This is a genomic window from uncultured Bacteroides sp. (assembly GCF_937912035.1).
In the GTDB taxonomy this organism is placed as follows: Bacteria; Bacteroidota; Bacteroidia; order Bacteroidales; family Bacteroidaceae; genus Phocaeicola.
In genome coordinates, this window is sequence record NZ_CALDPF010000010.1 from 46,654 (window position 1) to 72,505 (window position 25,852).

Genomic DNA, 25,852 nt, shown 5'->3' on the forward strand with positions numbered 1-25,852 from the left:
TATCAGTATATCAATAGTCCAAATCCCTGTTTTCAAGAGTTCTCCAGCCGGTAATGAGCAGACCGTGCGGATTGTTCCTTGTCCTCGGTACGGACTCGATGTAACCGGTTGTCACCATCGAGCGTCTGATGTCCCTGGTCCTGCGCTTGATAAGTTGCGTACCGTAATAGGTGAATTTCCGTTCATGTTCGTCAAACTGAATGGAGTCACACATGATGGTGCAGACAGCCGAAGAGGAAATGATGTCCGAGTAGAAACCGTTCTCGTCCATGGCCTGTTTCTGTTTCAGTGCGGTTCCGTCAGCCATATACATTGCTTTCCCTACCGTCCATTTGATATAGTCGTTGTCGGGCGGCAGGTTGAAGAAATACTGGTGGAACAGCTGTATGTGCGCCTTGGCCTCCATGGTGAAGTTGGCTTCCAGCCGTGCACGCTCGGCAAGAAACGGAATGTCTCCGTCAAGTACATAAATCTGCTGCCTTTCCTCATTGACCAAAGAAATGCAGCACCAGACCGTAAAGGCACAGATGACGGTGCAGCCTCCGATTACCGCAAATACCGTCATCATAGCCAGTCTGGTTTTCTGTGCAAGGGATTCAATAAACATATTGTAAAAAGATTTGAAGTTATTTGACTAATGATTTGACAGCCGAACCGGCTCCCTTCATGGTTGAACCTACCGCACCTCCGGCCATGGTACCTGCTGCCGAAGTGATGCCCATTGCAGCCGAACCGGCAACGGAACCCGTACCCGAGCTTACACCTCCCGGAATCAGCCATGAAGCCACTTCAGGAACGAAGCGTATGATATAGGCACCCACGAGCATACCCATGGCATACATACAGTTGGAGCCTATTCCCTGCAGTCCCAGTGCGCCAATCTGTTCCCAGGAGTTTACCGAGCCATGAAGCAGATGGTCGTATGCCACCAGATCCTGCTGCAGGTTATAAAGAAGGATGAAGTCTATATAATAGATGCACATATAGGTCACGAATCCCCATAACGAGAGGGAAAGGAATTTGGACATCCACTGGCTCCAGGCCGAGTTCCATGGCTGTGCCAGCGAGAGGGCAAACATGATCGGACAGAATATCATCATGATGGCCATGAAAATCCTCTGTGCCGCGAGCATCCCGTAATACGACATCTGGAAAATCAGTTCCCCGACAAAGCGTATTACATCGTTTATCCATTCACTGACCTTCGTCTCAGCCGCCACGGCAGCCCTCTGTGCGTAGTTGTTGATGGTCGAGCCCAGATTCTCCACATTATATATCAGCTTGTCCCACCAGGCTGCATCCTGACCGATTTCGGCCACCTGCTTTGCCGTGGCTATGGAGTCCTGCACGGTTCTCAGCCTGTCGAGATATTCACTCTGTTTCTGTGCCACCTTCAGCTCGAAGGCCGCCACTTCCTTATTCTTTGCCTTGGCCATAGCCCATGTAGCGGACTCCAGACTCTTTCCCGGAACCTGCAAAGCCGAGCATATCCATGAAGAGGATGAAATACACAGGGAAATGCCGATGATACGCAACAGTTTCATGACATCCATACCACGCCTTCCGAGCATCATCATCCAGCATTCGTATGAACCGACAGACAGGGCCAGGCACAGACCAAGAGCCTTTGCCATTGAAACGGCATCACCGAGAACGGCCACATTGGGAAATGTCTCCATGGCCGTCAGCAGCTTTTCCAGACTTTCGTCAATGGCCGGAAGTCCTATTGTCAGTGGAATAAACAATAAATTCATGATTGATTATATTATTTGTTTAATATTATTACCTGAATTGTTATCAATTATAGAGAATGTCTAATAGTGTGTAGCAGCAACGGCACAAAGGTGTGCAGTCCTGTTGACCAGTTCTGCCATCCTGGATTTGGCTTCCTCGTATGCCTTCTGCCGCTTGGCGTTCTCCAGCCCATAGCCGACACCGGTTTTGTGTATATAGGCTATATCCGCACAGAGTATTTCATTCTGACGGCTCAGCTCGTCCACCTGATAGCGGAGCTTGCTGTCACTCTTCTGCATACAGTAGAGCAGTCCGTCCGTGATACAATCCTGCATACGGTTGAACTCGTCCTTGTAAGTGGCATACATCAGGTCAACATTTCTGTCAGCTTCCCTTGCCAGTTCTTCCTTATACAGTTCCTCGATATATTTGCGCTCACTCTCCACTTTTTTGATTTTCTGTCTCTGCATCTCTTCGGCAGTCACACGCACCGGCATGATACGTTTTACATCAGACTTTGGTTCCTTGAAACGGACACGGAATCCGGAATTGAACCAGTCCCATTTCCAGTATATTTCCGCACCTGAGTATTTCTTATGCAGGAAAAAGTAATACCAGTCCGGAGCAAAATCCCACGGACCGTTTTCCATAGACTTCCACTGCTTCTGCTTTTCACTGTCACTGACTATGCTTTGGGCATTGGCAACAGTAACTGTACCTGTAACTGACATACAGAACAGGCACAATAACATTATTCTAACCTGCATATCCCTGATTCCATTTATTGATTACACGCTCAGCTATCTCATTCTTCACATTGGAGTTCAGTATCTCCCAGATATAGTCCGGCTTCCATCCGCAGTCCGTGACAAGGAAACAGTACAGATTGGCATTGTCTATGATGTACCTTGCCCTGTCGATGGAAGCCTTCAGTGTCATTACCAGATTCAGCTTCTCATCCATGGAAGCCTTCATCAGGTTTATACCCGAAGCAGCTACGGATGCATACAGTCTGTAGCAGTGTTGTATCTCCCTTGATATTGCCACGTTGGCATCGGCATAATACCATGCTACGAAAGGCTTCTTTGATACATGACTGAAGGTATTGCCGGTAAAGTCCTTGTATTCCGTTACCAGCTGATACAGTGAGTTGGCCGTTGAAGAGATTGCACCAGCCAGTACCAAGTACGAATAGGCATTGTTCAGTCTTGTATCCAGAGTGGTCCGGACATCATTGAACTTTTCCGCACCCTTCTCAATAAGCGACTGCTCGCCATAGCTTGTGGCCACTCTTGTAAGAGCCTTGTCCTCGTCCTTCTTTATGGCCTTGTGCAGGGCAATGAGTGCTTCGATGGTCGGCAGGTCTTTCGGTATTATGAAAGCGGAAGCCTTTACAGGCAGCAACAGCATTATAATACCGGCTGATATGATACTTATATTCCTGAGTTTCATGACAGAGATATATGAAAGATTAATAATTTGAAGCAACCAGGCCGTTCCAGTCCTGTACAAGATTTCCCACATGATTCTTCATGGTTACCACATTTGCCCATCCTTCAGGATCTATGGCAAAGAAGAGGTCGTTTGCAGTGGCATACTGTGCCATCAGAACCATCCCTTCCACCTTGTAGCGTATCCTGTTCAGGTCAGTATAGATGCTGTTGGCCAGTGTCAGCCTTTCATACCTGTCCAGCAGGTTGTAGCCGTCATCCTTTTTTTCTGCAGTTGCCTGTCCCTGCAACGGATTGGGAATCATGGCATTGTTCACAATATTGACGAAGTTGCCGACCAGCTGCTGGGTTTCCGCTACAAGGTTGCCGAGTTCGTTCAGACAGAGCAGCCTGTTTGAAAATCTGGCCTTATTTACCGTGCTGACAAGTACCGGAACATTTCGCAGAATATCCAAAGCACACAGGCCTATTTCCTTATAATAAAGACTTTCAGTCCCGAAACCGGATATGTTCTCCATGCTCAGCTTGTATAGTTCCTTCATGGTAGCCATGCTTACCGTATAGAGTTCCACTTTCTGCTTCTTTGCTGCAATGGTATCCACACGCTGGTTGTGCTGTTCCTCGATAACTTTCTGTGAAGCGGTATTGGCCATGACAATCTTCAGGCAGTTGCGGTCGAATACGATTCTCCAGGCAGCAGACATATTGGCTGATGCCGATACCAGCAGTATCGCAATCAGCATGAATCTGAATTTTACCATAGTGACATAACTTTTTGATGTTGGTTGACTTTTCTTGCAAACTCCAGATACAGAAGCCCTCCGTCAGCCTTGCGGTCTTCCTCGATACGGGTGATGGCCTCCTGCAGCGTACCGTACCGGGCAAGATAAATCTTCAGTGCCTCTTTCTCGGTACGTTCTGTAGTATATGCCCAATAACATTCCGGTGCTTCCTCCACACCGTACACATCCGAGTGCTGTCCCCGGCAAATCCACACCTCCTTGAAGTAGCTTCTTCCCTCATGGTTGTTCAGCGCATTGATGGTGAAAATCTGCTGACGCTGTATGTCAGTGAGTCCCAGAATGGCTGCAATATCCTCGTACCTGTCCTTGAACTTGGTCTGGTCAAGCAGAATCTTCACATCCGAGTTGTTGATGATGGCCTCCTTCACGATAGGGGAATCAATCACGTCATTAAGCTCCTGTGTGACCACACCGGCTATTCCGTGGAACTTCCGGACGGTCTTATACAAATACTTTATATATTCCGCCATGGTAGGTGAAGCAATTGCCTTCCATGCCTCTTCAATGATAAGAGCCTTCCGTCCCTTTTTGATACGCATCTTCTGTAGGAACACGTCCATGATAATCAGTACCACAATCGGGAATAGCACCGGATCATCCTTTATTTTATCTATTTCGAACACAATGAAACGCTCGTCAAACAGGTTAATGTCGAGGTCGGAGTTCAGCGTCATCTCCAGTTCACCGCCACGGTAGAACTGTTTCAGTATGGCCGCAAAGTCATGTATATTGAAACTGATTTTCTCCAGCTGTGTAATCTGCGGTATGCGTTCCAGGGCAAACTCATAATAGGAATTGAACGATAGTTCCTGAACCTTCAGCCTGCGTTTCTGTTCCTCCATGTGGTCAATCTGCCTGTCTATCTTAATCAGCATGGAATTGTTATAAAGTTCCCTTTTATATTTTTCTATGATGGCAAGTGCACGTTCCTTTTCCGATTCTGTGGCAGCTTCATCATTTATCAGAGCAGTCAGTGAACGGCACTGTCGTATCAGCTTCAGACGGCGTACTTCGGAAGGCAGCAGCAGGGCACGGCTTTCAGCCTTCTCCTGAACCTCTTCCGTATTTATCTGCCTGTCGATGTCCTCCATGCTGTGCGTGTACTGTTCATAGTCATCCTCCATCTTGGCGGCAACCAGCAGTTTCTGCCTCAGTGCCTCACGCTCACTGTCGCTGAACCTTTCAAACGGATTGAAATAGGCCTCGTAATATTCCACGATGGTCTGGTTTATCAGCATGTCCTCAATCTTTGTAGGAAATGCGTTACCTTTGAATATCAGGAATATCAGCGATTTGAGGAAGTTCTTCTTCTCCCCGAAATTAAGCTCGTATTCCTCCTTCGTGACCTTGAACGGATTCATGGAAATGGGCTTCTCCTTCGAGTAGGCTATGTATGTACCATTGTAATATCCGCATATACCTTCGTAGGAATCACCCGTATCCACCATGACCACATCCGTATTCTGTTCCAGAAGCTGACGTACCACACTGTTCATGTGGAAGGACTTGCCGGAACCGGAAGGACCGATACAGAAGAAGTTGGCATTGTCCGTCATCTTCCTTTTGCCTTCCTTGCCGGTAATGTCGATGCAGACAGGAAGTCCCTGACGGTCGGTGTAGTATGTGGTCAGCGGTGTATCCTCAGACTCCTTCAGATGTTCCTTGAAGAAAAAGCACAGGGCAGCATCCGAAAGCGTCAGGAACAGGTCATAGTCCGGGTTGAAGGCATAGCCGTTACCGGGAAAACAGTCCATGAAAAGCTCCAGCTGGTTGTAGGCTGTTCTTGACGGCATGATGCCGCACTCATACAGCTTTGTCTCCAGAAAGGAAGTTACCGGAGTAACCTTGTCAGGGGGGCAGCTCACCAGAATGTTAAAGTTGCAATATACAAGCATGGTACTGTCAACGGCCAGCCTGTCCAGCACTTCCTCAATATCGGCCTTTGCAATACGGTTGCTCGGGTCCGGCATGGAACCGTGACGCTTCGCCTTGGCCTGAAGCTTGCGCAGCAGCTTCCTCTGTCCCGGTATCTGAATGACCTGGTTGAACACCACACAGTCCGAGTAGGGGACGCCGGTCAGGAAAGAAAGCAGGTCGGTTGCGATACCGTACCCGTTGATGTTCATCTGCGTGTACGGCTTTATCATGGAAGGCAGATTAATCTCGTCAATGTCCACCAGCGGATAGGAACGGATAATCCGGTCACCTGTCCTGAGATATTCGTCTGAAGCCTTGAAGTTGGTCATTGAGAACGGTCCGTGCCGGAACTGGAATGCCATGAAACGGTGACAGTACTCGCTGACTTCCTCCTTGCCGAGCTTTCTGTGCCGGATATGCTTCTCCGTCAGAATATCATCCGTCTTTGATACCTTGGCATGGAAATCGAGCCATCTCTTCGGGTCATACTGGATGAACTGGCTTCTCTGGGCCTCCTGGGTGAGGATAAGAAAAGTCCTTATCTCTGTGAATTCCCTTCCCTCGAAGTATCTGAAATAACTCCTTGTCAGGAACTCCGCATCGTCCGGCACGTCATGGTGATATGCCTGTCTGCACATAATATCCTGCTTCTGCAGTGCATATCCCTCACCGATGGTCTGAAGGATATTGGATAGCACGTCATGAAACAGCATGTACTGCTGCGCATCCGTACAGAGCTGCTGGACCGGATTGGTTATTTCAAAGATAACGGACGGCTCGCCTCTGGCCGAGAACAGCACTACATTGCCGTCCGTCTCCTCCAGCTGCGCATAAAGTCCGTCAAATATTCTTTTCCTTTTGTGTGCCATACTGTATAAAGTGATTTACTGTTCTTTTCTCAGGTTTCTGTAGATATAGATACCTCTTGCCCTTTTCTTGTTGTGGAGTCCTCCACGCTGCTTGATGTAGATGGTTATCAGTCCCACCAGTGCCATGACCATCATGGCTATGAATCCTGCAACCTTTCCCAAAGCGATTGAGAAACCGATGAAGCCTACGAATGATACGCCTATGGCTGCCGCTGCCAGAGTGAGGAAACGACCACGTATGCCCATAAACTCCAGCGGTTTCTGCAATCCCTTGAACACAGGGTATCCTTCCTGATTCATTGTCATGCCGGGAAAGGATTACTGGAAGAACAGCGGGAGAGCTTCCGAGAGTGCGATGAATGCAATACAGCCTCCGATGGTAAGCATGATGGTCTTTTTCACGTCCTGGTCTCCGTTCTGCATCTTGAAATAGACGTTGAAGGCACCAACCAGGACGATAACGGCAGCAATGGCCTTCATCAGGTTCGATACCGGAGTCTGGTAGGAACTGACTTCCTGGGTGGCCTTGGTAAAACCTGCTGCACCCTTGCTTCCTGCCATTACGTTGGATGTGGAAATAACGAGTGCAATGGCCGCCATCACACTCTTCTGTGCAAAACTTGAACCGATGAAACGCTCCGTAAGATTCCGGGCATTTTTCTTTATTAACTGCATTTCTGAATAATGTTAAAGGATTTCATCGCCAAAGAAACAGATGTCACTAAAGGAACGGTATATATGTCAGGCATTCTCACAGCTGAAGATAACGGCACCGAGGTCACTGGTACCGGTCTCTGCCAGCCTGTTTATTTCCTGAATGATATTCTCTACCAGAATGCCGTCAGTCATGATGGCCTCCCGGTAAACGTGTCTGGAAGATTCTGATTGGGATGCAGATTTTTCTGTACCGTCAGAATCACTATTTTCATTCTCAGCTCCGGGATTCTCAGTATTATTCTGTTCTGAGCTTTCTTCTTTTGATTCAGGCTCATCCCGGTTTATCCTTATCGGCCTGAAGTTTCGTGCCTCTTCCGATATGTCAATGTCCTCTTCTTTTTGGCTGTCCTGCTCGGCATTCTGTGCGGCCTTTGCCCTCTGGAAGTCCATGAAAATCATTGCCGCATAGTAGAATACCATTGCCACGAAGAGAAGGAATACTATCTGTCCGTACTGCATGGCTGTTGTAATATGATGTTGGATGAAAGAGCGGAACTGTCCTCCGGAAACGGAAGGATATGCAGTCCCAGTCTGATACCCCGGCTTTCCAGACGTTCCCTGCGTTCCGTTGTGCCGGTATAATAAATCACGTTGTGTTCCTCACTGATGATGTATCCGTTTGACTTCATGTTTGAGCGCACCCTTACCTTTGCCCTGTTTGAAATGACACGGATACCGGTTATGGGTTCCAGACCGAAGACGATACGCCGTCTTTCCCTCTTTACCATCTGGGTACGGATACGTGAGGAAATCAGGTGTTTCTCTTCACTGCTGCGTTTCAGTCCGAGTGCAGCGGCTATGCGTCCGACACTCATCCGGGTAATGCCGAGAGCTTTCCCTATCTCAGAGAAGGAACACTCCTGGAAATGATTCCTGATATAGTCGGCACGCTCCATCCATCTGGATTTGGCCATTTTTACAAGTCCAAGCTCACGGGCTTTCAGCTTGACGGTCGATTCGCTCAGATTGAGAACGGCAGCGGTATAGGCCGTGGTCTCTACCGGATACAGCTCGACAAGAGCGGCCAGCATCCTGTCGTTCCAGTCTGTCTTTTTCATATCCTACAGATTATAACTGTTAAACAACGATTTCTTTTCCCTTCTGTATTCTGCCAGACGTGGCAGGTATGACTTGAAGAATGCCCTTACGATGGCATTCACCAGGTCAGAACGGCATCTGCCATGTATATCGCAGTCGTCCAGTGAATCCGCAAGGTCACGGTCAAGTTTGCAGACAAGCCTTTCTGTTTTGTCTGTTCCCGAACCGTCCGATTGCAGGAATTCCATGAACTCATCCCAGCATCCTGTATCCGAGAGGGAAACAGCAGTATCCTTTTCCTGTGCTTTGTTATTATTTTCCTTTTGCTCAACCTGGGTTTCTACGGAATCTTGCGTCAATATAAGTTCTGAATCATTGATGCCTCTTGTCAGGTCATCTATTTCCGGTATATCCTTACTCATAGTGTTATGGTTATTGAAGTGTTACTGATTATTCTGGTTCTTTATTCTGATTTTCGTTACTGTCCTGTGAAGCTTCATCAGACGGCTGTGCCTTCTTTTTCTTCTTAGGTTTGGGATTCAGATTTTCCGTCAGCTGTATGCCTTTAAGTTCTTTTTCCCTTATCGGTTGAAGTGTATCGAAGATACTTTGATAAACCTTGTCAAAGACCGGTGTAACGATAGCGGCCTGCATATCAAGTGCCGCCATAGTGCTGAACCGTTCCATATCCGCACGTTTGGGAATCTTCGCAGTGACATATCCATAGTTGGAGAAGGTATCCCTTGCATTGTCCCAGATGAGCAGTTCGGAACGCTTGCCGATTCTTCCGTCATTCAGATTGGGAATGATGAAGAGTCTGGCTTTCATCCTTTCACCGACAGCCTTTTTCAGCCGGTCAACAAACATGAGGAAACTGGCCGTTGACGGAACGGTTACCAGGTCATAATGAAATGGAACAATAATAATATCCGAGTTGACGAACATGGGTATCAGCCCTTCCGCTTTCAGACTGCTCGGTGTGTCCATCAGAACAACGTCAATTTCGGGATCGTTGTGCAGTTTCTCCATAAGGGAAGTCATCATCGCCTTGTTGTTGGCTTCGTATGCCCATACCTCGTATGGCATTTCCTGTTCACCGTATTTTCTAATGTCAGCCTTACGGCATTTCATGATGGAGTGCTGGAAGTCGCAGTCAATCACCACAACCCTTACACCCTTTGTCACCAGATAGTTGGCAAAGGTTACGCAAAGGGTAGTCTTTCCGACACCTCCCTTCTGATTGGCAAATGTCACTATAACCGGAGTCTGTATCATTTCAAGTATTGATTGATTTTGTGACAAATGTATTAACCAAGGTTATCAGGTAAGAAATGTACAACACAATTGTGATTTAGGTTGGATAAACCGAAGTAAGTAAGATAGAATTTATCAGTCCATTATAATTATCTTATCTGAAAAGGTTACAATTAAAAATACGTTATACCATAGATAAAATTTATACGAGTATAAATAAAAAATCGCTACATAATTACCTCTTATAGAAGTTACATTATGCAGCGATTTTTTTATTTAACAATGATAATTTTTCCTCTCTTATTATACTTAATGATGATTTATTTATAACCAGTCGTTTTAAAATAGTTTGCTTTAGCTATCTGATAATTAATTTTTGCAGAAACAAACTCCGCCCATGACTTTTGCCAGATAGATTGTGTGTCCATATAGTTCACAAGGGTTTCCATCCCTGTCTCATAATTCTTTCTACTTTCACGAAGGCTTTCTGTAGCTTCATTAAAAGCGGACTCCGTAAGTTTAATTTCCAGTTCTGACTCGTCCAGCATATTTAAAGCTTGTGAAACTTCCAACTGCATTTTCTCTGTAAATTCATCTCTTTGAACTATTGCCATCTGCTTTTCTATTTGGGCAGATTTGACTTTACGCATACCTTCTCCCCAATGAAACAGAGGAACCTTAACTGAAACCATAACAGCGAACACATCATCAGAAATGAGCTTCGTACCATTTAGCTTAACTCCATTCATGTAATTGTATCCTGCAACAAGTCCAACACGCGGCAGGAAATCACTTCTTACAGCTTTTATTTCCTGGTTCTTCAGTTGGATATTTTCTGAAAGTATCTTATATTCCAATCTGTTCTCTACTGAATGGATATTTGTATCTACAACCTTTATGTCAGATAGGTTATTTATTACATCTATATCCTTATTCATAGGCATACCCATCAGATGGCAGAGGCTCATTTTAGCCAGACGGACAGAATTTTCACTTCTTTTAAGAGACAGCTTAGCTTCATTGATTTTTACTTTTACCTTCAGTAATTCATTCTGTGATGCCATCCCTGTACTATAATAATTCTCCACAGTACGGTATAGCTCATCTACAGTTTGCAGAAACTGTTGCGATACTTTCTGCAGTTCTTTTGCCTTGACCACATTCCAGTATGCTTTTTCCGTTTCAAAACGTATATCAGACTCGGTTTTTTCCTTATTTAACCCGGCTATTGACAATCCGGTTTGAGCCATCTTCCTGGCTGCAAAAAGTTTTCCGCCTAAAAACAGTGGTTGTTCTATCTGAACGCCACCTGTATAGGTGTTGTTCAGATTAAGTTCAGCAGCTACAGAAGGCATCAGTTCTGCACCAAAATCTTTATCCGCATAAAGATAGCCACCTGCAGCTGATAACTTTGGAAGGAAATTGCTGTTCATGTTCTTTAACTGCAATTGGGCTTTTTGTATAGAAAAATCAGCCAGTTTCCCCTGCTTGTTATTTGCTGCTGCAATATCACAGCATTCTTCCAGTGTCAATTGTTGGGAATATCCCCAAAGAGAACAGAATGAAAATATACAGGCAATTATAATCTTTTTCATAATCAGTCACATTTTATTTTAAAGAATAATGCATAAAATACTGGTATAATCATCAGCGTGATGATGGTACCCACAAGTAGACCTCCCATAATGGCTACTGCCATTGGTCCGAACATGGCATCGGATGTTAGCGGTATCATTCCAAGTATCGTAGTCCCGGATGCCATCATAACGGGGCGAAGGCGTGAGGATGATGCAGCAAGAAGTGCATCTACCGGTTTTGCTCCTGCATTCATCTGAGCTGTAATCTCATCGATTAGTACAACTCCGTTCTTTATCATCATACCGATAAGTCCCAGTGCACCGACGATGGCTACAAAACTGAACGGTTTTCCGCTTACCAGGATTCCAAACACAATGCCGATATAAGCCAAAGGAAGACATAGGAAAATAATGATGGGTTTCTTGAAATCACGGAACAAATAAATCAGAATACCAAACATCATGATGATGGCTATCGGAAAATTCATGAACAGGTATTTGTTTGAATCAGTACTTGCCTTATATTCACCCAACCATTTCATGGTATATCCTTCGGGAAAATGTATCTGCTCCTTGATTTTCTTTTCCAGTGCCTGCCGTGTATTTTCAGCAGTGTATCCTGACGCATTGTTGCATTGTACCATTATAGCACGCTGTGCATTGTAGCGATATACTACAGGATCTTTCCACACATAACTCAGACTATCAGTTACTGAATTCACAGGTTTGGCATAAGTGAGACCTATAATAAGATCTTTTTTGTCTGCACCGCTCATCAGTACGTCTTTAACCCGCGATTCGTTTGTTAGAGTGTTGATGTCGGGCATTACATTCCACAACTGGACATTGTCAAGCTGATCATAACCGGATGTTTTAAGCAGTATGTTCTGTGAGATGTTACCATCGTAGAAGCGACCCACTGGAATTCCATCGGTTGCGGACAGTAATGACATGCCGGCATCAGTCCTGCTCAGTCCTGCCCTTCTTCCCAATTGCTGGTCATAATTTATATTGATGTCAAGCACAGGATCATCCCAGTTGTCTGTAACCAATGTTGCTGAAGGCTCCTGACGCATAATATCCTGTATTGAATCTCTTAAATTCTTCAAAACCTGAGGGTCTGGACCAGATATAAGCAGCTCAACGGGGAATTCCATGTACATAATATTATATTTCTTCAAACGGATAAATGAATCGGGATAACGACTGTTTAAATAGGCTTGCCATTTTTTCATACAGGCATCGATATCCTTATTGTCTTTGAAGTCAATAATCAGTTCACCGTAGCGGAGACTCGGATCGGCTACCGAGCGTACAAGGTTATAACGTGCAGGTGTACCACCTAACGACATGGTTACATGGGTTACTTCTTTTTGAGATTTCAGGAAATCCGTTATTTCTGTCAGATCCTTTTCCACTTTTTCAATTCGTGAACCTTCCGGCAGTTTATATTCCATGTAAATCTGATTGTAAGTCAGGTCTGGAAAGAATGTCTGTGGCAACAGCCGGAAGCATGCCATACTGACGAGCAGCAATGCTACAACACATGTGAGTGTGATAAAACGGTGTCTGAGAAATACCATCAGCATGCTGCGGAATTTGCGATACAATGGTGAATTGAACACTTCGTCAGAAGAAACATTATTGTCAAGCTTCAAGTAGCTGTTTGCATGTATCGGCACATGTACAAGAGCCAGCACCCAGCTCAACAGTAAGGATACAGCTAGTACAACAAACAGATCACGGGCATATTCACCAGCCATATCGGGAGACAATGAGATGGGCATGAAAGCAATGATGGCAATCAAAGTAGCTCCAAGAAGCGGACGAGCCGTGATATTGGCAGTATGCACCAGTGATTCAGGCCTTTTCATACCTCTTTTACTGTCCACAAGAATACCATCAACTACCACTATTGCATTATCAACCAGCATACCCATGGCAATGATAAATGCACCAAGAGATACCCTTTGGATGGTACCGTCAAAATAGTAAAGTCCAACAAAAGAGCCTAAAACCGTGATTACAAGTCCTGTACCTATAATCACACCGCTTCTGAATCCCATTGTAATCATCAGGATTACTATGACAATTACCACTGACTCTATCAGATTTATAATAAAGTTATTGATAGCATCATCTACACGCTCTGGCTGATAAAAAACCTTATGAAATTGAAAGCCTGACGGCAGTTCTTTCTGTAATTCTTCCAAACGCGCGGTTACTACTTCACCGACCTTCAGAATATCATAACCGGATTCCATGGCTATTGCTATGCCACAGGCTGTTTGGCCGTCATAGACAATCTTATTACGCTGCGGATTTTCATATGCCTCTCTTACATCAGCTATATCTTTCAGACGGAACATATCTGATTCATGCCCGTGAATCATCAGATTACGGATTTCATCCAAGGAGTGAAACGTGTCTGACACATTTACACGCATTCTTTCCTCACCGCTGTTGAAATAACCAGCATAAACGGTTTTGTCCTGATCCTGAAGGGTTGTAATAATCTCTGCCGGTAAAATTCCAAGACGGGCCATTTTGTCCTTGTCAATAACTATTTCAACAGTGGGTGTAGCAGTACCATAAAGCTGTACATTGCGTATTCCTTCCAGATTTATCAGCTCACGCTGTATGAACTGGGAATAATGCAGCATGTCACGCTCAGAAAAGCCATCGGCAGTAATGGTATAAAACATACCATAAACCGCACTGAAATCGTCTAATACCTGTGGTACAGAAGCACCGGAAGGCAATTGTGATGTACAATCTACAATTTTCTTTCTCAGCAAATCCCATTTCTGTTCCAGATCTTTGCTTGGCACTGTTGTTTTCAGAACTACTTTTATCAATGAAAGGTCATTCATTGATTTCGACTCTATATAATCAATGTCTCCCATTTGTCTGATGGCTTTCTCCAATTTGTCAGAAACTTCGAGTTCTACCTTGTGGGCATCAGCACCCGGATAGACAGTCATTACAAGTGCCTGCTTTACCATCAGCTCCGGATCTTCCATTTTACTCATAGAGTAGAATCCCCACACACCTCCAACTATCAATAAAGCAATAAAAAACTTTATCAGAGCCTTGTTTGTCAATGCATATTCAGAAATACTTCTCATAACATTCCTCCTATATTTGTTTTAGATGGGGCAGACATGATGTTTACGGCTTCCCCTTCTTTAATAGAATGAATACCGCTTACTACAACCTGCTGTCCTTCATTTATTCCGGATACTGTTACCTTGTCATGGTCTATATTCCGTATTTTTATATTTACTTTTTTAGCAATGTTCTGTTTTTCCAAAACCCATACTGATGTTTCGTTGTTCGAGTTCATAATGGCCGAAAGTGGTATGCTTACTGTTTTCTCAATATCAGGTGAAGAGAATGTCAGTCTTACCTGACAGTTTTTTCCGGCGACAATCTTATGCTCTGCTGCATCTTTCGGCTGAATAATAAATTCAGCTTTATAAAGTTGTGCCGCATTGGCCTGTTGACTGATACTGCCAAGTTCTAAGTTTATGTGTTTGCCATTTATCTCCAGCCAACTGCTGGTAAGGCTGTCAATTCTTTCAAAATCTCGGAAAGGCAGGAATACTTCTACCTTCAGGGTATTCTTTGAAATAAAAGAAATGACAGGCATGCCGGCTTGTACAATTTCCCCTTTCTGGTGGTAGATATTTTGTATATAGCCATCAAAAGGGGCTCTAATATTGGTATATTCTAAAGCATCCTTGGCAGCCTGATATTTAGAAAGTACAACTTTATGTGCAGCTTCTGCTTTCTCAAAATCATTGGGTGATATGGTTTTGGACGCATAGAGTTGCTTAATACGATTAAACTCATTATCCGATTGCTGGTATGCAGCCAATGCAGCTTTCTCATTAATCTCATAATCATGGGAATCCAATGTGGCAAGCAAATCACCTTTTCTTACTTCCGTTCCTGATTTGTCCAATAAACTTTCAATTTGTCCGTTTACTCTAAACGAAATAGACAAATCGTCCTGTGGCTTAACAATGCCAGGATAATTATGATTTTCACTCAGGTTATTGACTGTAGCAGTGGTAGTTTTAACCAAAGGAGCATGGTGTGCTTCTTCTACCTGCTTTTTACAAGAACTAATTGTAGCTATCAAAGCTAAAGCAACTAAACTTAATATTGATTTTGACATAATACATTTGTTTTTTACGCCGCAAAGTTCTGTATAAAAAGTGGATGATACATAACCGTTTATTCCTGAGTGATGTTCTAAAATCCGCAATGATTGAAATTATGTTCTATTATTCAAGAAATGCGTTCCATTATTCTGTTTCATATTGAAAATAAGATAATAACGGATAACTTTGCGAAAAAAACTATGAACGGAACAACAAAATTAATGACATCAATTAATCAGGTTATCAGAGGTGATGTATCCTGTATTGATGATAACTTTATTATTATTGACAGGCTGGATAAAATTAATATTTCTACGTCGAGCTGTCCTATAAGAATTAATGCTGCTACTATAGGTGTATGTTTTTCAGGAGAAATGATTATAGATATAAACGGGGTTGAACACCAGATTAATCCTGGAGAATTAATTATAACACTGTCAAATGACATAATTCAATATAAAAAGATATCAAATGATATCAAAGGAATGTTGCTTATAGTCTCACAAAATTTTCTGGAAGATACATTAGAAAGGGTTGACGAAACTTTGCCTCTGTTTCTTTATATACAAAAATACCCTTGTATGAATCTGTCAATTAAAGAATGCAGTATGATACAAAACTACTATAACTTCTTTGAAATGCAGTTGGACTATAAACATCCTTATCCTTTTCAAAATAAAATTATCCGTTCTATCCTGCAGGCTTTTATTTGTTATATCACAAGTATTTTTGTCATGGAAAAAGACTTGAACAGACATAACAGGAATGAAGAAATTTTCAGACAGTTTATACAGCTTACTATAAGCAATTTCAAGAAAAGAGAAAAGCTCGATTTTTATGCACAGAAACTGTATATATCAACTAAATATTTGTGCGACATAATTAAGAGGACTAGTGGTCATACACCAAGAGAATGGATTGACCATTATACAATTCTTGAAGCAAAGATTTTGTTACAGACTACAGATAAAACAACAGAGCAAATATCTTACGAATTAAATTTTCCTAATCCTTCTTTTTTCTGTAAATTCTTCAAAAAAAATGTGGGAATGACAACAAAAGAATACAGAATGTCATTATTACGATAAGTATACATTAGCAATACATTACTTTATATCATAATCCTTATTTAGGATATAACCACCGTTAAGAAATCTTTTTTAAATGTTGTAGAAAGTTAAATCACAAGATTACATAACCAATTTCTTTGGTATTGATGTAATTGTTTTTACATTTGTGTCTGACAATAGTGTCAGAATAATAGTCAAACACATATAAATATATGATTAAGTTAGGTTTAGATGTAGGTTCAACAACTGCAAAAATGGTTGCTGTAGATAAAGAAGGTCGTATCATATATTCAAAATACGAAAGGCATAATGCGAAGGCAAAGGATGTGATTATTTTAATGCTTAAAGAACTGGGAACTATAGTAAATAATGAAGATATTGCTATAAGAATAACAGGTTCAGTTGGAATGGGACTTTCAGAAAAATATGGTATTCCGTTTGTGCAGGAAGTGGTTGCAGCAACAAAGGCTGTTCAGAATAAATATCCACATATAGTATCTATGATAGATATAGGAGGTGAAGATGCCAAAGTTGTTTTCTTTAAGGATTCAGAAGCTGTTGACCTACGTATGAACGGCAACTGTGCCGGAGGTACAGGGGCTTTCATAGACCAGATGGCCATTATTCTTGGTGTCAGTGTGGATGAAATGAATGAACTGGCAATGAATGCTACACATGTATATCCGATAGCTTCACGCTGTGGCGTTTTCTGTAAGACTGATATACAAAATCTTATAGCCAAGAATGTGAGTCGTGAGGATATTGCAGCTTCCATTTTCCATGCAGTAGCAGTGCAGACGGTTGTAACCCTGGCAAGAGGATATGATATAAAGACTCCGATTCTCTTCTGTGGCGGACCTCTTACTTTCATTCCTGCTCTTAGAAAGGCTTTTATCGAATATCTGTCAGTCAATAACGATGACATTATCTTACCGGAAAACGGAACACAGCTTCCGGCTCTGGGAACAGCACTTGCTCATGTTGAGAAGGAGTATATAGTTTCTTTGTCCTCGCTTATCGCGACTTTAGAGAAACCAGAAGAAACTGCTGTACGTAAAGACGGTCTCAAACCTGTTTTTTCAAACTCTGAAGAATATGATAAGTGGAAAGAAGAAAAACAGAAGAATGTTGTAAAAACAGGAACTCTAAAACCAGGTAAACAGGAAGTCTATATAGGCATAGACTCAGGATCAACAACAACTAAAATCGTTGTGACTGATAAAGATGCAAATCTTATCTATTCATTTTACAGCAACAATGGAGGAAAACCTATTGAAACAGTAGAAAAGGGATTTAGAGGTTTGCTTGATGAATGCAGCAAAACTGGAACACAGCTTGTCGTAAAAGGAAGCTGCTCTACCGGTTATGGTGAAGACCTGATAAAAGCTGCATTCCAATTGGATTACGGTATAGTTGAAACTATTGCACACTATATGGGTGCACACCATTTTGACAAGGAAGTATCCTTTATTCTGGATATTGGCGGTCAGGATATGAAAGCCATTTTTATAAACAATGGTGTAATAGACAGAATAGAGATAAATGAGGCATGTTCTTCCGGTTGCGGTTCCTTTATAGAAACATTTGCCAAGACGCTTGGTTATACAGCACCGGAGTTCTCTCAGGCTGCCTGCCGTTCCACTTGTCCGGCTGATCTTGGAACCAGATGCACAGTCTTTATGAACTCAAAAGTAAAACAGGTACTTCGTGAAGGTGCTACGGTGGAAGATATTTCAGCCGGCCTTGCTTACTCAGTAGTGAAGAACTGTCTGTATAAAGTTCTTAAACTGAAAGATACTTCCGTTTTGGGAAATCATCTTGTTGTTCAGGGTGGTACAATGAGAAACGATGCCATTGTAAGAGCTTTGGAAATCCATACCGGTATGAAAGTTACAAGATGTAATATACCGGAACTGATGGGTGCATTCGGATGTGCCCTTTATGCCCGTGAGCATTCCTGCCGTGAAATTCCTTTTGAGACCATGGTAAGCATGGCCGGATTTACCTCACGCACCTTAAATTGCAAAGGATGCGACAACCAGTGTCCGGTTATCTGTTATCATTTTGAAAACGGGAAACGCTATTATTCAGGCAATCGGTGTGAGAGGGTTTTCACCAACGGAGAAAAAAACATGAAACGTGGTGAAAATATGTATCAGATAAAGAATGAACTGCTCTTTTCACGTAAGTCAATAGCTGATAATTCAACTCTTACAGTCGGTATTCCGCGTTGCCTTAACATGTATGAGGAATATCCGTTCTGGCATACACTGCTGGAGTCATGTAACATCAAGGTCGTGCTGTCGGATGTATCCAATTACACCAGATATGAATGCAATGCCAGAATGGTCATGTCTGATAACATCTGTTTCCCTGCAAAGCTTGTTCACAGCCATATACAAAATCTTATAGACAAGAAAGTTGACAGGATATTTATGCCTTTTGTCATATTCGAGCGTCAGGGCAAGGAACAGAACAGCTATAACTGCCCGATTGTTACCGGTTATTCTGAAGTGATAAAAAGTGTCCAGGGTTCCGGTGCTGTTATAGATTCCCCGGCCATTAACTTTAAAGACAAGAAGCTGCTGTTTAAACAATGCGAAGAATATCTTAAATCCCTTGGTGTTGATTCACGTAAAGTAAAGACCGCTTTTGAAAAGGCATGTCAAGAACAGGACAGATTTATAAATGAACTTATCACCAGAAATGAGACAATATTAAACAAGGCACTCGAGGAAAACAGAATGACGGTTCTGCTTGCCGGACGTCCTTACCACACAGATATGCTGATTCAGCACAAAGTGTCTGACATGCTTGCAGATATGGGTATAAGCATAATTACAGATGATTTTGTGAGAAATAAAGAAACAGACCTGGATGACGTTCATTTTCTTCCTCAATGGTCATATCCAAACAGAATACTTCGAGCTGCAAAATGGGCATGTGCGCAGGATTCAAAGATTCAGTTTGTCGAACTTACTTCATTCGGCTGCGGACCTGATGCCTTTCTTGTTGATGAAGTCAGGGATCTTCTCATTAGAAACGGGAAAGTATTCACTCTTCTGAAACTGGATGATGTCAATAATGTAGGTTCGATGAAGCTCAGGGTCCGTTCATTGATTGAGAGTATCCGTCTGGCAGAAGAAAACAAACATACAGGACACGCACATCATGATTTCAAGACTGTACCGGTATATGACGATGAGTACCGGAACAGGAAAATCCTTGTACCATTCTTTACGCCGTTTATATCTCCTCTCATACCGGCTGTTATGAAAGTGGCAGGTTACGATGTTGAGAATCTTCCTCTAAGTGACAGTCAGTCATGTGAATGGGGGCTAAAATATGCCAACAATGAAATATGTTATCCTGCAACTCTTGTTGTTGGAGACATCATTAAAGCTTTCAAAAGTGGTAAATACGATCCGGACAATTCTGTAATAGCCATGACGCAGACAGGAGGCCAGTGCCGCGCCAGCAACTATATTGCCATTATCAAAAAAGCCCTGGTAGATGCAGGATATGAAAACACTCCGGTCGTTTCACTTACCATGTCAGGTTCAATAAAAAATGACCAGCCAGCTTTCAGGATAAACTGGCTTAAAGTATTGCCGGTTGCTTTCCGTGCAGTCCTCTACAGTGACTGTATATCCAAATTCTACTATGCGTCCGTTGTAAGGGAAAGAAACAAAGGTGAAGCAGAAAAACTTAAGGACATGTATCTGAATGTGGCAGATGAGCTGATCCGCAAAAACCATTCAAAAGAACTCCTGAATTATCTTTCTCTTGCCGCAGCAGACTTTAACAGGATATGTATGGAAAAGGACTGTCCTAAAGTCGGCATTGTCGGAGAAATATATCTGAAATTCAACACTTTTGCACACAGGAATTTACTATCGTGGCTGTCAGAACGCGGTATTGAGGTAGTACCTCCGGTACTGACCGACTTCTTTATGCAAAGCTTTGTAAACATAAAAGTAAATGTTAAGTCAAATATATGTGGTAAGGATTATCCTGACTTTGTTTATCTATGGATTTATAAAATAATTCGCAGAGAAATAGATAAATTTAATGATGCAGCTTGGAAGTTCCGCTATTTTACATGTTTTGAGGATATATTTGAACAGGCAGAAGAAGCACGTAAGGCTATATCATTGAATGCACAGTTCGGTGAAGGTTGGCTTTTACCTGGCGAGATGCTGTCATTAGCCAGAAAAGAAGTGAAAAATGTCATCAGTTTACAGCCTTTTGGCTGTATTGCCAACCATATTGTTTCTAAGGGAATAGAAAAGAGGATAAAAACTTTAGTCCCTGATATTAATATATTATCTTTGGACTTTGACAGCGGTGTCAGTGAAGTGAACATAATTAACCGTATGCTGTTGTTTGTAGATAAACTTGAAAAATAATAATTCAAAATATGGAAAATAATATTCTGGAAGAGAAAATTATAGCTGTAGCTAAAGAAGTCTTTATAGAAAAGGGATTTGACGGTGCAAGTATGAGTGATATTGCAGCAAGAGTGGGTATAAACCGTCCGACTCTGCATTATTACTATCGTACAAAGGACAAGATGTTCCAGGCTGTCTTTTTGTCTATTATACAGTCGTTCATTCCAAAGATACAGGATGTGTTCGTAGATGACAATAAGCCGTTTTCAGAGAAAATAAAGATTGTTGTTGATACATATCTTGAAGTTGCCAAAAATAATCCATATATGCCTATGTTTGTAATGCGTGAAATAAACCGTAATGCAAAAGATTTCATAAAGGCTGTAAAACCCGTATATATGGATAAGTTTCTTAATCAGATAGCAATATATCTGCAGTCTGCCATGGATAAAGGGGATATAAAACAAGTCCCTTTGAGAATAGTGTTCAACACATTCTATGGGCTTATGTCATTCCCTTTTTTGAGCAAGAATCTGATATTTATGGAATCAGATAAAGAGTTTAATGATCTGATTGATGAGTGGAAACCATATATGGTAGATCAGATGATACATTTGTTATGTAAATAGACGCGATTAAAAATAATAATATAGTATGAAACAGATTCTTTCAATTTTAGTTCTGACATTATGTGCCTGCTCTTCCAATAATAACATTAATTTGACAGGCCGTTGGATAGAGGTTCTTCCACAGGGAGTATCTTATGTACAAGGTATGGACTTAAAAGAAGACGGTTCTGCAGAGTCGGTAGGTATGAGGACTTTGCTTTATCATCAGTGGAGTGTATCGGATAACAAACTGATATTGAATGGAGAAAGTATAGGTAACGGACAGACTATCCAGTTCTCTGATACAATGAGAATTGTCAGATGTAATATAGATACGCTTGTCGTAGAAAGAAACAACAGAAATATTGTATTTATCAAGGATAATGGTACTTCAAAAGCAGCGAATAATGAACCCACAAGAAAAGCATATGATGGCTTTGTATGGAAACAGCTCTCAGGTGCCGGTCTCACACTTTGGGCCCAGGAAAATGAAAATATACGATTAATAGCTGATCCGTCTTTACCGGGTATATCAATGGTAAGAAAAGGAGATAAAATTCCACATAGACTTATACAGATTTTTAATCTACCTAATAAGGATATAAATGATGTTATCAGAACATTGGAAACTTCTTCAAGCTGGGATAAAGGACAGACTTGTAAGTTTGAAGAAATAAAGTCAATGAAACAAGGAGTCAGAAAATTCATTATGGTTCCTGATGGAGATTATGCTACGATAATCAATGAAAAGATGCAGTCAGAACCTGTTCCTGCTCCATGCAACGGATGGGGTGTCGGTAACAGTGGAAAACGATACTTCGAGATACATGACAGTAATCCGGGCAAGGCTATTTTCATTGAAATAGGCCAGGATGCTCCTTTATTTGACGAAAACAGCATCTCATTTTCCGGTTCAACGATTTCTCAGCTTAATGGTGAAATATCTAAAGATGAATTATATACATTGAAAGGTACATTGACTATTGGTCATGAAGTTCGTTCTTTTAAACCTGAAGACAGTAGCGAAGAATATTGGATAGTGGATAAAACAGACTCTTTGAATGATATATATGATAAGGCAACTAAAGGACGTAAGAATGGAAAGCCGTTGCAGGCAGTTTTGAAAGTAGAATACAACGGAAAGTGGAATGATGGCTTTGCTGCGGATTATGCTGGTGTGTTTTTTGTAAGGGAAATTATTTCTGTGAAATAATAGTTGCTGGATAATTTACTGTTGATTGACGTATATATTTGGTTATAAACCATAGTAGAAACTCCTTTAGTGCAAGGTGCAAGCCTCTTTATATATTAAGGGGCTTGCACCTTGCACTAAAAGTGTAGCAGAGAGCTTTGGAAAATATTTATTATCAATCATTTGGCTTTTAGTTCGAAAAAGATTACCTTTGAACCGTGAATTAGTGATGACGGAGGTTGTCAACAAGGGTTCATTAGAGATTTGGCAGTTTTGCTACAAAAATGCTACAGAAGAAAGTGTTGACAAGTGTAAAACTAATTGATATACAGAGTTGAAGCTGAAAGGTTCGAGTTCCCCAGCTTCCGCAAAAGCTCCATAATCAATGATTATGGAGCTTTTTTGTTATTTTTATTTTCAAATTATAAGAGATTAATTTATTGGGGATTAAGTAAGTGTCTTGCCAATTGTCTTATTTGTTTCATACTTGGAAAAGAATATTTGAAGTTATTGATTTGTACTCTACGTTCAAATAGCATCATTATTAGTAGTATAACAGCTCCGATTATAAGATATCCGAATATTTCCTTAACTGAGACCATATATATCTGTTGGTTTACCAAAGAAACCAAATCGTTGTAAGGCATTTCAATAGCCCGGAGGTTAAGAGAGTCTATTTCAGAATTTAAAACGGTAAGATTTTTTCTCTGTAGATACAACAGCATGTTATCTATCAGGGACATGCCTATAGGAGTTCCTAACGACATTCTCATAAAACCTATAATACATAAAGACTGGAAATTGTGTACAAAAGGTACGATGTAGGATATATACAGTGTAAGTATTATGTAAAGCCATAAAAGCGCAAATCCTCGAATAAAAGCCGGGAAGTAGAATTTTTCAATGTTACATTCCGGATTTATATAGAAATACATCATGACAAGATATACAATAAAAAGGCAATATCCGCTAATGATAATACCTCTCAATCTTTTTCTTTTTCTGAAAAACGTGTAACACAGCAAAGCACTTATTATCATGCCTCCTAACGAGAAATATGACAGATATGAGATATTCTGCTGGTCTAATTTGAGTACACTTCCCATATAAGGATTTTGTAACATACCGGGAGCTGCCTGAATAATGTATATTGCACCGAATAGTACAAATATTTTCATTAGCTTCGGATACTTCCATGCTGCCGGATTTATATATGGTCGTTTGATACTTTTAATATTCATATATTGTAATATTGATGCTGCCGTTAAAATTATAATGGCAAATCTAATATGTAAGGAATGTCCCCATTCTAGATATTTACCGTATGTCATAATGAATAGTAAGGCTGTAAGAATAACTCCCCATAGAATAAAGCCCAGCCAGTCTATTCCATATAAAGGGATACGTTTTCCTTCTCTGTAATGACGTATCAGTACCATTATGAATATTGCTGTAATCACCAACGATAGTATTACAATCCATTGAAAATAAATCCAGGATGAGTGACATACAATATCTGTAATAACAGGTGTAAATAATTGCGAACTGCCTTGCACTATTACAAATACAACAGAGTAAAATATGGCATAATTCCTGCTCGGTGTAACTATAAGCTGAATACAGACCATTGCCTCAAAAACGGCAAGCATTCTGAAAAATCCTGCAACAAGACTTACGCAACATAGCAATGCTACATTGTCAGTAGCGAGCAGACAAATATGGCATAATATTACTACAAAGGATGATGCCAACATGAGTTCTCTAGTGGTAAATCTGAACCGGAGCCTGAATAACATCGGAAAACTGATATTCATACCGATAAAAGCCATAAACCCAATCATAGTGGCGTCTTCCTGGATAAAAGAGAATCTGCCTACTTGCATATTCATGGTTGCCATGTGTGATGCTCCAGATAGAAGAAATACAAACGACCAAAGAATCATTATCCATAATCGCATTCTTTCAGGAACAAAGTTTCTGAAACATCTTATGCTGTTCTTTTCCATTTTCAATATCTAACAAGACATTCAACGTTCATTCCCGCACGGAGTTTTCTGATAAGACCTTTATCAACATCCGACTTATCGAACTCTATGCGTACCGGTATTCTCTGTTCTACCTTCACAAAATTTCCTGTAGAATTATCTTGTGGAACAATGGAAAATGCAGATCCTGTTGCATCCGACAATGATGAAACTGTTCCGGAGAATTTCATGTATGGAAAGGCGTCAACTTTTATCTCCACAGTTTGTCCTTCAGCAATATGAGCTATCTGTGATTCACGAAAGTTGGCCATAATCCATTTTTCATTACCGTCCACTATATTCAATAAAGTCTGTCCGTCTTGTACCAGCTGTCCTTCCTGAATGTTTTTTCTTCCAATTACTCCACTGCATGGAGCTGTCAGTATAGTATATGAGAGATTCAGTTTGGCAAGATTCTTTTTTAAGGATGTCAGTTTTATTTCTGATTCTGCCAGCTGTATGCGTTGTTCTTGCTGTCTTTTTTTAAGTATGGCGTTTGACTTTTTTTCTTTGCTGGTATTGTATTGTGCAAGTTTTACCTGATAATCAGCCTGAGCATTGTCAAACTGCTCCTTGGTCACAGCCTCTTTTTTTATAAGGTTCTCGTATCGTTTGTATGCAGTTAGAGCATTTTCTTTTTCTGCTTCGTTTTTCTTGATTTCCGATTCCGCTATTATAATTTCCGATTCTGCTGTATGGAGTAATATTTCCGATTCTATTTTTTGTGTTACAGCTTTTTGATATGCAACTTCCGCTTCATTTAATGCCAAGATATACTGTTCATCTTCAATTATCAACAGTGTATCTCCTTTCTGTATATTCTGAAATTCATTGAAGTATATTTTCCGGATATACCCTTTTACACGATTGTTCACAGGTACTACAAGTTGTCGGACTTGTGCATTTTCCGTATATTCAACATTCCCAATATACAAACAATTGTTTACTATATAAAATCCTGCCAAAACAAGCAGAACTATGGCAATATAACGGATTATACGGTTTATTTTATTCCTCTTTTCATTTTTATTCTCCATA

At 41.4% G+C, this 25,852-nt stretch carries 21 protein-coding genes; 4 read left to right on the plus strand and 17 right to left on the minus strand.

Translation table 11 applies throughout. The features are described from left to right. Positions 1 to 10: 10 nt before the first annotated feature. From traK to Q0486_RS01750, 15 genes are all read right to left on the minus strand, one after another. Positions 11 to 607, minus strand: coding sequence for a conjugative transposon protein TraK (gene traK / locus Q0486_RS01680; protein ID WP_299229848.1), 597 nt, complete (start codon positions 605 to 607; stop codon positions 11 to 13). A gap of 19 nt (positions 608 to 626) precedes the next feature. Then, positions 627 to 1,754 carry a hypothetical protein gene (locus Q0486_RS01685; protein WP_299229850.1) on the minus strand — a complete coding sequence of 376 codons (1,128 nt, stop codon included), beginning with the start codon at positions 1,752 to 1,754 and terminating at the stop codon, positions 627 to 629. Between the two features lie 60 nt (positions 1,755 to 1,814). Next, on the minus strand, positions 1,815 to 2,501 hold the full coding sequence (locus Q0486_RS01690) for a DUF5045 domain-containing protein (protein WP_299229851.1): 687 nt from the start codon (positions 2,499 to 2,501) through the stop codon (positions 1,815 to 1,817). After that, on the minus strand, positions 2,491 to 3,186 hold the full coding sequence (locus Q0486_RS01695; RefSeq protein ID WP_226791149.1) for a hypothetical protein: 696 nt from the start codon (positions 3,184 to 3,186) through the stop codon (positions 2,491 to 2,493). Before Q0486_RS01695 ends, Q0486_RS01690 begins: the two co-directional genes overlap by 11 nt. Positions 3,187 to 3,205: 19 nt before the next feature. Then, complete coding sequence (locus tag Q0486_RS01700; protein WP_299229855.1) at positions 3,206 to 3,946, minus strand: hypothetical protein; 741 nt, start codon at positions 3,944 to 3,946, stop codon at positions 3,206 to 3,208. Next, entirely contained in the window at positions 3,940 to 6,774 is a 2,835-nt protein-coding gene (locus Q0486_RS01705; protein ID WP_299229856.1) for a TraG family conjugative transposon ATPase, read from the minus strand. Before Q0486_RS01705 ends, Q0486_RS01700 begins: the two co-directional genes overlap by 7 nt. Before the next feature lie 15 nt (positions 6,775 to 6,789). Further along, positions 6,790 to 7,080: a DUF4133 domain-containing protein gene (locus Q0486_RS01710; protein WP_117652515.1), complete on the minus strand. Its 291-nt coding sequence runs from the start codon at positions 7,078 to 7,080 to the stop codon at positions 6,790 to 6,792. A gap of 12 nt (positions 7,081 to 7,092) precedes the next feature. After that, complete coding sequence (locus Q0486_RS01715) at positions 7,093 to 7,449, minus strand: DUF4134 domain-containing protein (protein ID WP_195550674.1); 357 nt, start codon at positions 7,447 to 7,449, stop codon at positions 7,093 to 7,095. A 66-nt stretch (positions 7,450 to 7,515) separates the two neighbouring features. Beyond that, positions 7,516 to 7,950, minus strand: coding sequence for a hypothetical protein (locus Q0486_RS01720; protein WP_195550673.1), 435 nt, complete (start codon positions 7,948 to 7,950; stop codon positions 7,516 to 7,518). Next, on the minus strand, positions 7,932 to 8,549 hold the full coding sequence (locus Q0486_RS01725) for a MarR family transcriptional regulator (protein WP_299229863.1): 618 nt from the start codon (positions 8,547 to 8,549) through the stop codon (positions 7,932 to 7,934). The genes Q0486_RS01720 and Q0486_RS01725 overlap by 19 nt, the downstream gene beginning before the upstream one ends. A 3-nt stretch (positions 8,550 to 8,552) precedes the next feature. Continuing rightward, entirely contained in the window at positions 8,553 to 8,951 is a 399-nt protein-coding gene (locus Q0486_RS01730) for a hypothetical protein (protein WP_299229865.1), read from the minus strand. Positions 8,952 to 8,979: 28 nt separating this feature from the next. After that, positions 8,980 to 9,804: a ParA family protein gene (locus tag Q0486_RS01735; RefSeq protein WP_299229867.1), complete on the minus strand. Its 825-nt coding sequence runs from the start codon at positions 9,802 to 9,804 to the stop codon at positions 8,980 to 8,982. 299 nt (positions 9,805 to 10,103) lie between these two features. Next, positions 10,104 to 11,378: a TolC family protein gene (locus Q0486_RS01740; RefSeq protein ID WP_299229869.1), complete on the minus strand. Its 1,275-nt coding sequence runs from the start codon at positions 11,376 to 11,378 to the stop codon at positions 10,104 to 10,106. A 2-nt stretch (positions 11,379 to 11,380) separates the two neighbouring features. After that, a complete protein-coding gene (locus Q0486_RS01745; RefSeq protein WP_299229871.1) occupies positions 11,381 to 14,488 on the minus strand; it encodes an efflux RND transporter permease subunit in 3,108 nt (1,035 codons plus the stop codon). After that, on the minus strand, positions 14,485 to 15,543 hold the full coding sequence (locus tag Q0486_RS01750) for an efflux RND transporter periplasmic adaptor subunit (RefSeq protein ID WP_299229873.1): 1,059 nt from the start codon (positions 15,541 to 15,543) through the stop codon (positions 14,485 to 14,487). The genes Q0486_RS01745 and Q0486_RS01750 overlap by 4 nt, the downstream gene beginning before the upstream one ends. Positions 15,544 to 15,729: 186 nt before the next feature. Between Q0486_RS01750 and Q0486_RS01755 the strand changes: the two genes are divergently transcribed. The 4 genes from Q0486_RS01755 to Q0486_RS01770 all read left to right on the plus strand — a co-directional run bounded on the left by Q0486_RS01755 (position 15,730) and on the right by Q0486_RS01770 (position 22,811). After that, positions 15,730 to 16,617 (plus strand): AraC family transcriptional regulator, encoded by an 888-nt coding sequence (locus Q0486_RS01755; RefSeq protein ID WP_160247789.1) that lies wholly within the window; start codon positions 15,730 to 15,732, stop codon positions 16,615 to 16,617. Between the two features lie 194 nt (positions 16,618 to 16,811). After that, on the plus strand, positions 16,812 to 21,008 hold the full coding sequence (locus Q0486_RS01760; protein WP_299229880.1) for an acyl-CoA dehydratase activase: 4,197 nt from the start codon (positions 16,812 to 16,814) through the stop codon (positions 21,006 to 21,008). A gap of 11 nt (positions 21,009 to 21,019) precedes the next feature. Next, positions 21,020 to 21,619, plus strand: a complete 600-nt coding sequence (locus Q0486_RS01765; RefSeq protein WP_299229882.1) for a TetR/AcrR family transcriptional regulator — start codon at positions 21,020 to 21,022, stop codon at positions 21,617 to 21,619. 25 nt (positions 21,620 to 21,644) lie between these two features. Continuing rightward, positions 21,645 to 22,811, plus strand: a complete 1,167-nt coding sequence (locus Q0486_RS01770; RefSeq protein ID WP_299229884.1) for a lipocalin family protein — start codon at positions 21,645 to 21,647, stop codon at positions 22,809 to 22,811. A gap of 416 nt (positions 22,812 to 23,227) precedes the next feature. Here the strand turns inward: Q0486_RS01770 and Q0486_RS01775 are convergent, their stop codons facing one another. Both Q0486_RS01775 and Q0486_RS01780 read right to left on the minus strand, forming a co-directional pair. Then, positions 23,228 to 24,796, minus strand: coding sequence for a hypothetical protein (locus tag Q0486_RS01775; RefSeq protein ID WP_299229886.1), 1,569 nt, complete (start codon positions 24,794 to 24,796; stop codon positions 23,228 to 23,230). 2 nt (positions 24,797 to 24,798) lie between these two features. Further along, on the minus strand, positions 24,799 to 25,851 hold the full coding sequence (locus tag Q0486_RS01780; protein WP_299229888.1) for an HlyD family secretion protein: 1,053 nt from the start codon (positions 25,849 to 25,851) through the stop codon (positions 24,799 to 24,801). Position 25,852 lies beyond the last annotated feature (1 nt).